This window comes from Marinobacter mobilis (genome assembly GCF_900106945.1).
GTDB lineage: Bacteria > Pseudomonadota > Gammaproteobacteria > Pseudomonadales > Oleiphilaceae > Marinobacter > Marinobacter mobilis.
This window is the reverse complement of sequence record NZ_FNNE01000005.1, coordinates 30,273-44,791: the sequence shown is the minus strand read 5'-3', so window position 1 is coordinate 44,791 and position 14,519 is coordinate 30,273. Positions and strand designations below refer to the sequence as shown.

The 14,519-nt window shown below is 57.9% G+C and carries 12 protein-coding genes and 1 tRNA gene; 3 read left to right on the top strand and 10 right to left on the bottom strand.

The annotated features are described in order from the left end of the window. Positions 1-6 precede the first annotated feature (6 nt). From BLV11_RS08850 to rpsU, 8 genes are all read right to left on the bottom strand, one after another. Positions 7-1,344 (bottom strand): aromatic hydrocarbon degradation protein, encoded by a 1,338-nt coding sequence (locus tag BLV11_RS08850; RefSeq protein WP_091812658.1) that lies wholly within the window; start codon positions 1,342-1,344, stop codon positions 7-9. A gap of 359 nt (positions 1,345-1,703) precedes the next feature. After that, positions 1,704-2,159, bottom strand: a complete 456-nt coding sequence (locus BLV11_RS08845) for a PEP-CTERM sorting domain-containing protein (RefSeq protein WP_175528317.1) — start codon at positions 2,157-2,159, stop codon at positions 1,704-1,706. Between the two features lie 166 nt (positions 2,160-2,325). Next, on the bottom strand, positions 2,326-3,906 hold the full coding sequence (locus BLV11_RS08840) for a hypothetical protein (protein ID WP_091812653.1): 1,581 nt from the start codon (positions 3,904-3,906) through the stop codon (positions 2,326-2,328). A 451-nt stretch (positions 3,907-4,357) separates the two neighbouring features. Beyond that, the gene (locus BLV11_RS08830; protein ID WP_091812647.1) at positions 4,358-4,951 is read right to left on the bottom strand and encodes a PEP-CTERM sorting domain-containing protein; all 594 of its coding nucleotides are present in this window, start codon (positions 4,949-4,951) and stop codon (positions 4,358-4,360) included. A gap of 558 nt (positions 4,952-5,509) precedes the next feature. Continuing rightward, a tRNA-Ile gene (locus BLV11_RS08825) sits at positions 5,510-5,586 on the bottom strand. A gap of 81 nt (positions 5,587-5,667) precedes the next feature. Further along, positions 5,668-7,503, bottom strand: a complete 1,836-nt coding sequence (gene rpoD, locus BLV11_RS08820; protein ID WP_091812622.1) for an RNA polymerase sigma factor RpoD — start codon at positions 7,501-7,503, stop codon at positions 5,668-5,670. A gap of 219 nt (positions 7,504-7,722) precedes the next feature. Next, positions 7,723-9,462 carry a DNA primase gene (dnaG, locus tag BLV11_RS08815; protein ID WP_091812620.1) on the bottom strand — a complete coding sequence of 580 codons (1,740 nt, stop codon included), beginning with the start codon at positions 9,460-9,462 and terminating at the stop codon, positions 7,723-7,725. Between the two features lie 152 nt (positions 9,463-9,614). Beyond that, positions 9,615-9,830, bottom strand: a complete 216-nt coding sequence (gene rpsU, locus BLV11_RS08810; protein ID WP_072794797.1) for a 30S ribosomal protein S21 — start codon at positions 9,828-9,830, stop codon at positions 9,615-9,617. 298 nt (positions 9,831-10,128) lie between these two features. Between rpsU and tsaD the strand changes: the two genes are divergently transcribed. Continuing rightward, positions 10,129-11,193, top strand: a complete 1,065-nt coding sequence (gene tsaD, locus BLV11_RS08805; RefSeq protein WP_091812619.1) for a tRNA (adenosine(37)-N6)-threonylcarbamoyltransferase complex transferase subunit TsaD — start codon at positions 10,129-10,131, stop codon at positions 11,191-11,193. Here tsaD and plsY read toward each other — a convergent pair. Further along, entirely contained in the window at positions 11,190-11,780 is a 591-nt protein-coding gene (plsY, locus tag BLV11_RS08800; RefSeq protein ID WP_091812618.1) for a glycerol-3-phosphate 1-O-acyltransferase PlsY, read from the bottom strand. The genes tsaD and plsY overlap by 4 nt on opposite strands. 186 nt (positions 11,781-11,966) lie before the next feature. On the opposite strand from plsY, the gene folB reads away from it, so the two are divergent. Then, the gene (folB, locus tag BLV11_RS08795) at positions 11,967-12,326 is read left to right on the top strand and encodes a dihydroneopterin aldolase (protein WP_175528316.1); all 360 of its coding nucleotides are present in this window, start codon (positions 11,967-11,969) and stop codon (positions 12,324-12,326) included. Further along, a complete protein-coding gene (gene folK, locus BLV11_RS08790) occupies positions 12,323-12,844 on the top strand; it encodes a 2-amino-4-hydroxy-6-hydroxymethyldihydropteridine diphosphokinase (protein WP_091812616.1) in 522 nt (173 codons plus the stop codon). The genes folB and folK overlap by 4 nt, the downstream gene beginning before the upstream one ends. 4 nt (positions 12,845-12,848) lie before the next feature. Here folK and pgi read toward each other — a convergent pair whose 3' ends face one another. Continuing rightward, positions 12,849-14,516, bottom strand: coding sequence for a glucose-6-phosphate isomerase (gene pgi, locus BLV11_RS08785; protein WP_091812615.1), 1,668 nt, complete (start codon positions 14,514-14,516; stop codon positions 12,849-12,851). Positions 14,517-14,519 lie beyond the last annotated feature (3 nt).

Below are 14,519 nucleotides of genomic sequence, written 5' to 3'. Positions count from 1 at the left end.
AAATTATCAGAACTTCAGCGTGATGGAGCCGGTAAAGATATCCACCTCGCCATCTGTGGTCGCCACGATGTTGTTGCTCTGCGTGCCATCGGGACGGGTGTTGCTCAGGGTGAATTCACGTTCTTGCAGCATCTGCCGCTGGTAGCCAAAATCCAGACGAACCGGGTAGGTCAGGATACGGGTACGGGCGTATTCCGCACTCAGTCCCAGGCCAAGGATGACCTTGTCGTTGTCGAAGTAGTTAACATCGGGCGTGCTGGTGCTCTTCAGGGCTGACTCCTCGTAGGCCGCGCCGAAGGAAATCCCGAAGTGCTGACCCACTTTGAACTCGGCGCCAATACGGGGCACGAGAATGTCGTCAAACTCCGCCAGGGCCTGGTCCTTGATGTCGTCCAGTTCAAACTTCTCTCCCAGCTCGCTCCAGTTCTGCTGCTCCAGGGTCACACCTACCCGCCAGCGGTCGGTGCTGTACTGTGCGCCGATGGCGTAAACAGAGGGTTCAAAGGAGTCGTAGGTTGAAACTGCCAGGATCAACGGCGCGCTTGCGGGAATCAGGCCGGGAATGATGGTTTCGGCTTCGACCGTGGTGTTGGCGTAAGAGTTGGTACGGTACACGAAGGCCGTCTCGAAGCCATCGAGCCAGCAGTCAGAATCGGGGCAGAAGGTTTCACCCAGATCGACGGTGCTACTGACAATGGAGCGAAGTGACGGCTCTGCACTAACCTCCAGGGACTCGTATTCGGTGTTGCCGGCCAGATCGGTGGTTACGGACATGGAGGCGGATGCATGCAGCGTGATGCGCAGGGAGGCACCGACATCAATACCGCGCCACAAAGTGGTGGCACCACCGACGTTCAGGAACAGGGGTTCACGACCATAGCGGAGGAACTGACCCTCGACGCCGGTGGTGGATTCGAACGCCATCATTTCCTTACTGAATTTTTCAACGCCGGCGACAAAGCCCAGATAAATCGGATGATCCACCCGGGTCAGTGAACTCAGGTTGGTCTTCATGCCAATCAGTACCTGCTGACTGGGGGAGTCACTCAGGATGTCGCCTTCCCGGTCGGAAGCCGATGCGCGCAGTTCCTGTCCACCATGAAGTAAGCCACCGGTGAGTTCACCGCGAGGATCCTTGGCCAGGTAGGACGGGTTGTAATAAGTTGCAGACACCTGGGTGTTGAACATGGAGAGCGCCTGGGCGGTTCCCACGTCGGTGGGCAACAGACCGTAGCTGCTCGGTGTCTGGCCCATGTTGGCTGACGCGTTGAGGGCGATGCCGGAAGAGGCTGCTGCAAGCGCAAGGGTTAACGTCCGCACAGAAAAGCGGTGGGATAATGGCATGGATAGTACTCCAACTTTGTTTTTTTCGTTTATTCGACGCCGGATTAGGCAGAGAGCCTGATTTTTGATCTGCTATTTATAATTTGGCACTTTTGTTCAAAAAAGAGTCTACCGGTCTTGTTATTTTGGGACGTTGGCCTTTTTGACAGTTATTTGCGTCGAAGAAACCACTGTGCTTTCGGGCCCGGGCCGATTTGTCTGGTCGGTTGTGTTCTATTCTTAGCTATTTGTCGGCGGGCTGAGGGGGATTTTGGGGACGGAACTGTTGTTAAATTGTGACAGAATTTTGTGTTTTCTTACCCGGATAACAGAAAAAAGGCGCTGTACGCGCCCTTTCTCTCCTTGGACAGGTCCCGCTATCAATGTGGCGGGCGGGTTTTGCGGCGAAGGTGATTGATGCCAATGGCCGCCAGCCCCAGGCAGAGCAGGGCAATGGTGCCAGGTTCATCAATGTTGGCGACGGGGTATTGATATCCGTCGCCAATCCCGTTGGCGCCTTCATTCGGCAGTTCGACCGCCAGTGGCTGATCAAACAGGAACAAATGCAGCACTCTGGCGTGATTCAGTACATGCCCCCAGTTCAGTTGATGAAATTGGGGTGTACCGTTGGCCAGGGGCGAAAATGCTCCATAGTCAGACAGCATGTTGCCAAACTGAAATTTCTCTATCGTGTAGCCGTTGTATTGCTGTACCGATGGTTCGCAAGCCGGGTCCGACACAGACTGGCAGTCGATGTTGCCTGCCAGAGTGGCGGCCCCTGAAAGCGAAAGGCAAATGCCTGCGAATACGCTAGCTAGTACCCTATGCGTTTTCATACATCCCCCCATTATCCGTTAGAGGGTTTATAGCCACGGAATAGGCCACCATGGATCAAGCATATCTTGTGCCTGGAATTTAAGGTTTTGATTATATTAGTGTTTGTTTTGATCCTTCGTGACAGGATGTAATGAAAGCTGACACACGTGGACAGTCAGTGAAGGTTCAGGCTTCCGGAAACTCCGTCCATCCGGCAAGCCACGACCGTGGTGCCAGCGGGTTCAGGGCGCCCTGGAAAACCGCGGATTCATCGAAGAACTCGCTCTGTGGTGGTTTGACGGCGCGCATCTGGCGCAGTTGAACCCGGGAGCCGAAGCTCGGAGTGAACGGGCTCCTGGCGGAGTCATGGAGCGCGCTGTCCATGCGGAAGTGATTGTTGTGATCCGGAGACCTGAGCCAGTTGTTTTCGCTGAAACTGAAATCGTCATCGGCGGTGCCGGTTTCTTCCGGGCTGCGTCCCAGCTGGCCAGTGTTGGCCAGAAGGTTGTTGGCGAAAGTCAGCTGCCCGTTGTGAACCTGAGCTGAAACCTCATCTCTGAGGTCAATGGCTTCAATGCCATAGCTGTCGATGACCATGTTGTGGAAGTGGCCGCCGGAGCCTTCCCTGATAACAATACCACGGTGTTGACGAGGCGATTGGCCGGTGCCCGCGAGGGTAACGTTGTAGAACGTTGGTTCTGAACGGGGGCTGGCATTGTGATCATTGCCATTGTTGTCACCCTCAAAAGCATTGTCACCGACATCCGGGTGCTGCTGAATCACCGCAAACTGGACGCGACCTGTCCAGCCCCAATCCCAGTCGATGCTGTCATCCCCTGCGCCGGAAATGACGATGTTCTTCAGGTCGACCGTGCCACCGAACATTTCAATGCCATCATCCAGGGAACGGTGTACCTGAAGGTGGCGAACAATGGTGCTGCGCCCGCACCCGCCAAGTGTCAGGCCATTCAGTTCGTTATCCTGATAGATCTCAAAACCGGCAAACTCAATCCGGGTGTACTCCAGTACGCCGCAGCTGTTGTTGGGGTCGTCGCCGCCAAACTTGCCCCGCTGATCGTGTTCGTCCAGCCCCTCTATGCGGGCATCGGGTTGGTTGACGGGGGCATTGCCCAGCAGTACCACGCCGCCCCAGTCGCCACGGGCACGACGGTCCTTGGGCTGGCTGCTGGTGAAGACAACGGGCTGCTCGGCACTACCCCGCGCAAACAGCTGGCTGTCACGGGTGACGATCAGTGCCGAACCTCGTTCGCCCTCAATGGTTACGCCAGGCTGGATGGTCAGGTTGGCCCCTTCGACGAAAACGGTCTTCTCCAGAATGTAGCGATTGCCTGTTTCCCAAAGGGTATCGGTGGTGATGTCAGAATTAATGCGAATGGCCCTGTTTTCAAAGCTGGTGAATCCTACAACGGCGACTGTGCCGACGAGCATTGCGGGAATCAGCGCCAGCAGGCTGCGGTTGGTACGCCGGGACTTTACCAGAAGCCTGTCGGGTGTTTTGGGTAGGGACAGATCGGCGGGCCGGGCTGTCAGCGGCTCTCCAGTGTCAATCGCCAGAATTTCGCTGGCGAGTGACTTGAGCGTCCGGTCACCGTCATTGGCGGCTCTTCTGAGCACATCGCTACGGTAGCCGGGCTCCCGCAGCAGGGTGTTGAGGTGCACAAAGGGAAGACTTGGACAGGCGCCTTTATCGATACGGCGTTTGAGGGTCCAGAGCTTTTCAATCAGCAGAATGGGTTGGCCGGCCATAACATGTCTCCTAAAACAGTTGGCAGGCATTTCTACCGTTGCTATATGACTCTGATATTAAGCTAGGGTGCTGAATTTTGTAGACTTTTGTATCTTGCTGTCTATCGGCCGCTGTCATCTTCCTGTAACAGCAGCATCATGTAATGCGCGGTTTCGATTGCGGTCTGGGAGGCATGGATGAAGGCGTGTGGTGTATCTGATGAGTGCGCAAAGCGAATGGTCTGGCAGTCGGGTTGCCTACGGATTTTGGCGAATGGTTATGGTGACCGGTTCGGCTTGGTTGAGGGGCGGAAATTTCAGGTGGAGCTGGAGGGCGGGGAGATTCTCTATGAATCGGACAGCTTCACTGCAGTTAAACACTTCGTTTCGATGTTGACGGAGCCTTACCCGGAATACCAAGTGGCGTAACACCGCGACGGGTGTTCGCCACTTAGCTTGGTCAACGTATCGCTCAGGCGCTCTTGCGTCGGCGTCCCAGAGACAACAGCAGGATGCCCATGCCCATCAGGCCCAGGGTACCTGGCTCGGGAACTTCGAAGGAGCCCCGCATGCCGTAGAGGTTGACGTGTGACAAGCCGCCGCCCTGGCCGAAAAAGAGTCCTGAGATAAACTCCCAGTCGCCAGAGGAAATGCCATCTTTCAGTTCGTAGACGAACCATTCGTCCGGAGTGTTGCCAGTACCGAACTTGAAGCCGATGGCGCCGGTGTCATAGGTGTCCCAGAAGGAGCTATCAAACGACCAGGTGCCAGTGCTGCCATTCTGTGAATACAGAATATTGAAAGGGTTGCTGTCATCGGATTTGCTGGCCAGCTCATAGTCTGCTCCGGCGGGAAGAATCAGGAACTCGTCATTAGCCGGATTACCCGTCAGGTTGCCTGTGCCAGATGCCAGGCACGCATCAACCTGGCTGTCGTCAATCGACATGTGGTTGAGCAGTATGTTGTTGCTGCACAGTACGGCAGCAGCATTCGCCTGACTTACGAAAAGCAGGGATGCAAGTAGGGTTGCGGCAAGAACCGCTAGTCCATTCGTCATTCGTTTCATATCTCTAACCTCGAGATGCCCTTTGGGATTTTACAATCATGGTTAAAGCAGGGTGCGTGCCATTGATGTAAAAGTGCAATTAAAACAATTGGAAAATAAAAATAATGACGTGGTTTTATATTACAGGAATGTAAAAAAAACCGACAAGGTTACCGGTTTTTAACTTTAAAGGATTGAAAGGACGGCGTTCGGGTGAATGCGAGTGTAAAAAAAGTCGACGTAGCTGCGGAGAGGTCTTGATGTGTTTCCAGTTGGGTGCGCGGGCTGCAGAGCGCAGCGGGCCAGGGGGGCTAACCTGTTGATTGGCGGGGCGTATGAAAATGACTGCTGGGAGCGTTGCCCTGTGTCCGGTTGTGCTGCCGTCCTCGTTACGGAAAGCTGCTGGCGTGATCTGAAAAGGGGTTGGGCAGGGAGTATTGCACTATTTACAGATGCTTGCCTCTGGCCCCCGGTCCTGGTTACAGGTCGGTGTGGCAGGGATGAATTCGCTAAAATTGGTACGCTAGTACTGTTAAGGTGCCCGACACCGTGGCATGCGGGTACTGCGGCTGAAAGGTATGGTGGGCCCACCTGGACTCGAACCAGGGACCAAGGGATTATGAGTCCCCTGCTCTAACCAACTGAGCTATAGGCCCTTTTCAGGAAATTCCCCAGAGAATGGGGAAGCGGGCGCCATTATACCGGTGAGGGCAGGCGCCCGCTACTGCTGAGTGGTGTTATCCGTTGCCCTGGTCGTCGATAAAGCCGCGCAGGTGATCGGAGCGGGAAGGGTGGCGCAGTTTGCGCAGCGCCTTGGCTTCGATCTGACGGATACGCTCCCGGGTTACGTCAAACTGCTTGCCGACTTCTTCCAGGGTGTGGTCGGTGTTCATCTCGATACCAAAGCGCATGCGCAGTACCTTGGACTCGCGAGCAGTCAGCCCGGCCAGTACCGAACGGGTGGCTTCGCGCAGGCCTTCTGCCGTGGCGGAGTCCACCGGAGACAGTGCCTGGACATCTTCGATGAAATCGCCCAGATGGGAATCTTCATCATCACCGATCGGAGTTTCCATGGAGATCGGCTCTTTGGCGATCTTCAGCACCTTACGGATCTTGTCCTCTGGCATGTCCATGCGCTCACCCAATTCTTCCGGGGTGGGCTCGCGGCCCATTTCCTGGAGCATCTGGCGAGAAATACGGTTCAGTTTGTTGATCGTTTCGATCATGTGCACCGGAATCCGGATGGTGCGGGCCTGATCCGCGATGGAGCGGGTGATGGCCTGACGAATCCACCAGGTGGCGTACGTTGAGAACTTGTAACCGCGACGGTATTCAAACTTGTCGACCGCCTTCATCAGGCCAATGTTGCCTTCCTGGATCAGGTCAAGGAACTGCAGGCCGCGGTTGGTGTATTTCTTGGCAATGGAGATAACCAGACGCAGGTTGGCTTCCACCATTTCCTTCTTGGCGCGACGGGCCTTCGCTTCGCCAATGGACACGCGGCGGTTGATTTCCTTGATGTCAGGAATTTCCAGGCTGACGTCGTTCTGGATGTTGGCGATGCGTTTCTGCAGGCGAACAATTTCGTCCGCACGCTCTGCCAGAGCAGCTGCGTATGGCTTGCTGCTCGTGGACAGATCGCTGGCCCACTCGAGGTTGGTCTCGTTGCCCGGGAACCACTTGATGAAATCCTTGCGCGGCATTTTGCTCTCGCGCACACAGATCTGCATGATGGCCCGCTCATTTTCGCGAACCATCTCGTTGGTGTTGCGGACCACATTCACGAGTTCTTCAAACGCCTTGTTGGCGAGCTTGAAGGGGGCAAATACGGCGCCCAGCTCATTCAGGGCTTCCTGTGTGGCCTTGTCGCCACGGCCTTTCTTCTCCAGCAGCGTGTTGGCGGCCTCGAGCTTTTCCTGCAGCAACTCCAGGCGCAGGCGGGTTTCTTCCGGGTCCGGGCCGTTATCGGTCTCTTCGTCGCTGGAGTCGTCATCTTCGTCGGCAGTGTCGGTCGTGTCTTCGCTGCTGGTGTCTTCACCCATGAACGGTTCGGCGTCGTCCGGATCAAGAAAGCCGGTAAGAATATCGCTCAGGCGACCTTCGTTTTCGATGATGCGGCTATAAGCGTTGATGACGGTGTCAGCGGTGCCGGGGAAGTGGGCCACGGCGGCCATCACATCCCGGATGCCTTCTTCGATCCGCTTGGCGATGACGATTTCGCCTTCACGGGTCAACAGTTCAACGGTACCCATTTCTCGCATGTACATGCGCACCGGGTCAGTGGTGCGGCCGGCGTCGGTCTCAACGGCCGCGAGAGCGGCGGCGGCTTCAGCGGCGGCCGCTTCGTCGGCGGTTGAATCGCCTTCGGTCATGATCAGGGTGTCGGCGTCGGGAGTTTCCTCACACACCTGAATGCCCATGTCGTTGATCATTCGGATAATGTCTTCGACCTGATCGGGGTCGGCTATGTCTTCCGGGAGGTGGTCATTTACCTCGGCGTAAGTCAGGTAACCTTGTTCCTTGCCTCGTGCAATGAGGTCTTTCAAACGTGATTTCTGCGAATTTCCCGACATAGACACCCTGTGAACTCGCTGGTAAAAAGGAAAAAAGTCAAACAGCCATTATAGCTGTCGCGTGGTTTTACTGCCACCGGTTGGTTAGATGGTGATCAGTAACCTAAGTTTCAAGTGCAGGGGGCGAGCGGGCATGTCTGCCGGGCTTTGTGCTCCCTGGTTTGCTGTGTCCCCTATCCCGTCACTTGAGGTGACGTTGGCGGGGGAGGCGGGCCGTGGTCAATCTTCGGCCTGCCTGCTGAGGCTGCGCAGTTCGTCCCGTTCCGCCTCGGTGAGGTCGGCCAGGCTGCGTTTTTCCATCAGCAAGGCGCTCAAGCGTTGCTTGCGCGCGGTTTCGTGGTTGGGTTGCAGCATTTCCCGGGCTGTGGCCAGGGTGCGCTCCCGCGATGGCAGGTGTTCCATACCATCAAACAATTTGTAGAACCGGTTTCGTGCGTCGCCATCCAGGGCGAGCTTGCCGATCAGCTGGTGGCGATCCCGCAGCTGCTGGTCCAGTATCCAGGTTGCCAGGCTGCGTGCCTGGTGAAGCTGGCGCTCGTTGCGGCACAGCTCAATGGCTTCGGTGGCCAGTTCCGGGGCCTGTACCAGGGCCAGGCAAAGAATGGTGTCCTTGCTCAGCTTGACGTCAATTCGCTCTTCCTGGATGCGGTCGCGGCGTTCGCCAAAGCGTTTGAACGGGCGATCTCCCCGGTTGTTGCTCTGCCAGTCCCGCTTGCCACCGCACAATCTCAGCATCTCGTGCCACATGGCATCCCGCAGGGTGCTCTTCGGCATTCTGTTCAGCAGTGGCTCGACCCGGGCGCGGAGTTCCCCGCGGTGCTCGGGCAGGTTCAGGTCGAGGCCTTCGCTCTGCCGGTTGAACAGGTAGCGCGACAGTGGTGTGGCTCCGTCAACGCGCTTCTGGAACGCCTGCTGGCCCTCTTTGCGAACCAGGGTGTCCGGATCTTCTCCGTCCGGCAGCATCAGGAACTGCAGATGTAGGCCGTCAGCCAGCAGTTCAAGGGCATTCTCCATGGCGCGATCTGCAGCCCGGTAGCCTGCCGTATCGCCATCGAAGCAGAACACCAGGTGACGTACCTGTTTGAGCAGGGCCGTCAGGTTGTCCTGGTTGGTCGCCGTTCCCAGGGTTGCGACCGCATAGGGGATGCCGTGCTGAGCCAGCGCGATGACATCCATATAGCCTTCCACCACCAGCAGTCGATCCAGTTGACGGATCGCCTGCTTGGCCTCATAGAGGCCATAAATCTCCCGGCTCTTGTGAAATACATCAGATTCCGGGGAATTGATGTATTTTGCCTTGTCGTCGCCCAGAGTGCGGCCGCCGAACGCCACGGTTTTGCCGCGGCTGTTGCGGATCGGGAACATGATCCGGTGACGGAACAGGTCCCTGGGACGGCCGTAGCGCTCAGACACAGTGCCGGTTTCTACAAGCGGGCCTTTCAGGTCCTGGCTGGCGGCGTCATTGAGCGCGGTGCCGGTGCCGGGGGCGTACCCCAGCAGGTAGCGCTCGGCGATGTCGTTGTCCAGGCCGCGCTGCTTCAGATAGTCGCGGGCAAATTCACCCTGTGGACTCTGCAGGGCTGAGCGGTAAAAGCGCGCGGCAAAATCCAGGGCATCCGTTAAGGTGCGGGCCTGCTGAATTTCCTGGCGGGCACTCTGGTCATAGGGAACTTCGAGGCCGGCCCGTCGGGCCAGTTCCTCTACGGCGTCGGTAAAACCCAGTCCGTCGTATTCCCGTATAAAGCTGATAGCGTCGCCATGGGCGCCACAACCAAAACAGTGATAAAAGCCTTTGTCCGGCCGGACGTTGAAAGACGGAGTTTTTTCATCATGGAAGGGGCAGCGGGCCTTGTAGTTGCCGCCAGCCTTCTTCAGCGTAATTCTCGATCCGATCAGCTCAGCCAGATCAACCCGGTCGAGCAGGTCTTCCACGAATCGTTGAGGGATCAAACCGCTCATGATGTCTCCGTAAGTACTGGCGACACGGGTGCAAAAACGACAAAAGCCAAAAATGCCGCCGAAGCCAGGCCCCGGCGGCATTTTTGAGTCGCGTGCGCCCTTGCGGAGCGCGGCGGCTTAGAGCTTGCAGGCAAGCGAGGGTCTGGTACCGATCAGTACAGACGCTCGAACTTACGCTGTTCCCGCTGAAGCTTCTTGAGATGACGCTTAACGGCAGCTGCGGCTTTACGCTTACGAACGGACGTCGGCTTCTCGTAGTGTTCGCGACGACGAACTTCCGACAGGACACCTGCTTTCTCGCAGGAACGCTTGAAGCGACGCAGGGCTACGTCAAACGGCTCATTCTCTTTCACTTTAACAGCTGGCATTCGAAAATCACCTACCTAATAGATTCGGTTTCAGTTTTGGAAGTCTGCAGACAGGTCTACTTGTACCCGCAGAGCGGTACATAGCGACTCGTTGCTCGCCAGCCTAGATCTGCACACTTCAAGTGTAACGCCCCGCTGAAATTGAACAAAACTCAACCAGGCGAAAATTAGGGCGGCAATCATAGCGCTTTGCGTCGGTGCGGGTCAATGCCTGGTTAAGATTTGTGCCGGTTGTGCGGCTCTTTCTGGTAAAATTCGCGCCCTGATCTTTGAACCGACTTCTGGGGTTGTCCGCTTTATGCTGATTCTTGGCATCGAAACGTCCTGTGACGAAACTGGTGTTGCGCTGTATGACAGTGACCACGGCTTGTTATCCCATGCCCTGTTCAGCCAGGTCGAGATGCACGCCGATTATGGTGGCGTGGTGCCGGAGCTGGCTTCGCGGGATCATGTCCGCAAGCTGCTGCCGTTGTGCGATCAGGTGCTGGCGGAAGCCGGCCGCACACGTGCTGATATTGATGGCATTGCCTACACCGCTGGGCCGGGCCTGGTGGGCGCCCTGATGGTGGGCGGCTCGGTTGCCCATGCGCTGGGGTTTGCCCTCGGTATACCGGTTCTGGGGGTTCATCACATGGAGGGCCATCTTCTGGCGCCGATGCTGGAGGAGAATCCGCCCGCATTTCCGTTTGTGGCGCTGCTGGTGTCAGGTGGTCATACCCAGCTGGTCATGGTGAGCGGGATTGGGGAGTACCAGTTGTTGGGGGAGTCGGTGGACGATGCGGCCGGTGAGGCCTTTGACAAGACCGCCAAAATGCTTGGGCTGGACTACCCCGGTGGCCCCAGGGTGTCTGCGCTGGCGCAGGCGGGACGTCCCGGTACCTACCGTTTCCCTCGGCCGATGACGGACCGCCCGGGGCTGGATTTCAGCTTCAGCGGGCTCAAGACCTACACCCTGAATACGGTCACCGATGCTGAAGAGCGCGGAGCCCTGGATGAGCAGGTGCGGGCGGATATTGCCCTGGCGTTTGAGACTGCGGTGGTTGATACCCTGGTGATCAAGTGCCGTCGGGCGCTGGAACAGACCGGTTGTAAACGTCTGGTGGTTGCCGGCGGGGTCAGTGCCAACCGCAGCTTACGGCAGGCGCTGGAGGCGATGGCGGTCAAATTGCGGGGAGGGGTGTTCTACGCTCGCCCGGAATTCTGTACCGATAATGGTGCGATGATCGCCTATGCGGGCTGTCAGCGGTTGCTGGCGGGTCAGCGGGATGGTGATCGCATTGTAGCCGTGCCACGCTGGCCAATGGATACACTGCCGCCGCTGGGTGAGCCTCGGGATAACGGACTGGCTGAGACTGCCCGCTAGAAACGGGACTCCCGGCCTTGGGCCAAACGGATCAGGTTGTTCCGGTGGCGCACGATAATCAGCAGGGCCAGCAGGCCGAACAGTGGCATGGTGTCTGGTTCGATCAGCGCGCTGATCAGCGGGCCGCAGAGGACGGCTACGATTGAGGCAAGGGCAGAGATGCGCCAGCGCCACATGACCAGTAGCCAGGTAAGACTGATCAGCAGGGTAGTGATTGGCGCCAGTGCAAGGCCGGCACCGAGGGATGTGGCGACGCCCTTGCCGCCCTGAAAGCGGTAGAACAGGGGCACCATGTGTCCGGTGACCGCGAACAGGGCCACCATCGCCTGGGCAAGAATGCTCAAATCCGCCTGATGTGCCAACCAAACCGGCAGCCAGCCCTTAAAGCCATCAAGCAGGAGGGTCAGGGCCGCAGGCGCCCAGCCTCCGGTACGGTAGACATTGGTGGCGCCGGGGTTGCCGGAGCCCTGGGCCCGAGGATCTGGCAGGTGCCAGAGTTTGCAGATCGGCAGCGCAAACAGCACCGAGCCGATCAGATACGCCAGTGCGCAAAGCAGCACGGTCAGCAGAGAATCAAAGGGAGTCATTGAGCGAACTCTTGGGCAAAGACGAGCCCCGGTGAAGTATGCGAAAATCCCGGCCCGCGGGAGCGATGGTGTACAGGCTACGTTATCGGCTCTGCGGTAATCATTCAATTAGCTTTCGGTCGCATCGGGTCACGAGGGTGGCAGGCGATGGTGGACCGGATCCAGTGGCACAAGGGTAGTGATCGAGTGACAGATTCTGTGTTGATTGAAGGTCTGGCTGTAGAGACCGTCATCGGTGTTTACGACTGGGAGCGTGACATTACCCAGCGTTTACTGGTTGACCTGGATATGGCCTGGGACAACGCAGCGCCGGCGGCCACCGATGATGTCGCTCAAGCACTGGATTATGCGGCAGTCAGTGAGCGGGTGGTCAGTTATTTGGACGAGTTGCGCCCGCAGTTGCTGGAAACGGCCGCTGAGGGTCTCGCTGCCTGTCTGCAGGAGGAGTTTGGTGTGCGCTGGCTGGCGTTGACTATCCGAAAACCCGGCGCAGTGCCGCAGGCCCGGTCTGTCGGTGTCCGCATCGAGCGGGGGCAGCGATCATGAGTGACCGTGTGCCCGTTTACATCAGCATCGGAAGCAACATCGACCGCGAACACAATATCGCCCAGGCGCTGGATGCGTTGGCTGCGGAATTCGGGACGCTGGATATTTCGTCGGTCTATGAAAGCGAGGCGGTCGGTTTTGACGGCGAGCCGTTCCTCAACCTGGTGGTCGCGATCCGGGCGGATCGTTCGGTAGCCGAGCTGTCGCGTCTGTTCAAGGCGATCGAGGCCGCCAATGGGCGTCACCTTCATGCGCCGAAGTTCAGTCCGAGAACGCTGGATATCGATATCCTCACCTACGGAGAGCAATCCGGTGTGGTCGACGGCGTTGAGTTGCCCCGGGCCGAAATTCTCAAAAATGCCTTTGTGCTGTTGCCTCTCGCGGAAATCGCGCCGGACCAGAAACATCCGGTGGTGGGACAGAGTTATGGCGGGTTGTGGCAGCAGTACCAAAGTGACCAGAAGCTCTGGGTTGTGCCGTTCAGCTGGCGCGGAGGCGTCATCTCCCCGCGCCCTTGAGTTGTCAGTGGCCGTTGTGGTGACGGCTTCGGAACAGCGCGATCAGTCCATCCGTCGAACTGTCAGAGCCGCTGCCGGGCGTTGTCGGGCTTTGCAGCCGCTGCAGTATACCCTCGCCCAGTTGTTTGCCCAGTTCAACCCCCCACTGATCAAACGAATCAACATCCCAGATTACGCCCTGGGCGTAGGTTTTGTGCTCGTAAAGCGCGATCAGGGCGCCGACCGTACGTGGCGTAGCCCGGTCAAACAGCAGGGTGTTGCTGGGCTTGTTGCCGGGAATAACCTTATGGCGGGCCAGTCGGTTGACCTCTTCCGGTGGCAGGCCCAGGGCTTCAAGCTCGGTGCGGGCCTCGGCCTCGGTCTTGCCTTGCATCAGGGCCTGGGTCTGGCTCAGGCAGTTGGCAAACAGGATGGCGTGGTGATTCGCTACCGGGTTGTGGGTCTGCAACGGGATGATGAAATCGGCCGGTGACAGGCAGGTGCCCTGGTGCAGCAACTGGTGATAGGCATGTTGGCCATTGGCGCCCGCACCGCCCCAGATGATCGGGCCGGTCTGGTAATCCACGGGATCACCGTGCTGGGTCACGCATTTGCCATTACTCTCCATATCCAGCTGTTGCAGATGAGCGGGCAGTCCTCGCAGGTAATGGTCGTAGGGCAGGATGGCATGAGCGTCCGAGCCCCAGAAATTGCCATACCAGACCCCCAGCAGTGCCAGGATGACCGGCAGGTTCTGCTCCAGCGGCGTGTTGCGGAAATGACGGTCCATTGAATGGGCGCCGGACAGCAGGGAGCGGAAGTTGTCCATACCGATGGTCAGCGCCGTGGGCAAGCCAATGGCGGACCACAGGGAATAGCGGCCGCCGACCCAGTCCCACATCGGGAAAATGTTTTCCTCGGCGATGCCAAAATCGATGGCGGCTTGGGGTTTGGCCGTCACGGCCACGAAATGTTTGCCGATCTGTTCCTCGCTGCCGCCATTGTGGAGGAACCACTCCCGCGCAACCTTGGTGTTTTCCAGCGTTTCCTGGGTCCGGAAAGACTTGGACTGGATCAGGAACAGGGTGGTTTCCGGGTTAATGTGGCGGAGCACCTCGGTAATGTGGCTGCCGTCGATGTTGGCGACGTAATGGCAGTTGAGCTGACCGTGCCAATAGGGCTTGAGAGAGGCGGAAACCAGTTTTGGTCCGAGGAAGGAGCCGCCGATGCCAATGCTCACGACATCGGTAAACGGCTTGTTGGAAAAGCCGCGCCACTGGGTGCTGCGGATGCGCCAGACAAACTCCTCCATGCGAGCCAGGGTTTCTCTGACGTCGGGCATGATGTTTTGCCCATCCACTTCAATAGCGTCGTCGCTCAGATTGCGCAGGGCGACGTGGAGGGCTGGACGGTTTTCGGTGACATTGATGGTGTCACCGCGGAACATGGCCTCGATCCGTTGTGGCAACTCGCAGCGGCGCGCCAGAGCCATCAGCAGGTCCATGGTGTCGTCGGTGATCAGGTTCTTGGAGTAGTCCAGGGAAATGCCGGCAGCTTCGGTAAAAAAACGCTGGAAGCGCTGCGGGTCCTGGTTGAACAGTTCGCGCATGTGAACATTTGCCATGCTGGCCTGGTGCTCAAGCAGCGCCCGCCACTCATCGAGTTGGGTAAGGTGTGTTGAGGCCTTTGCCATGAA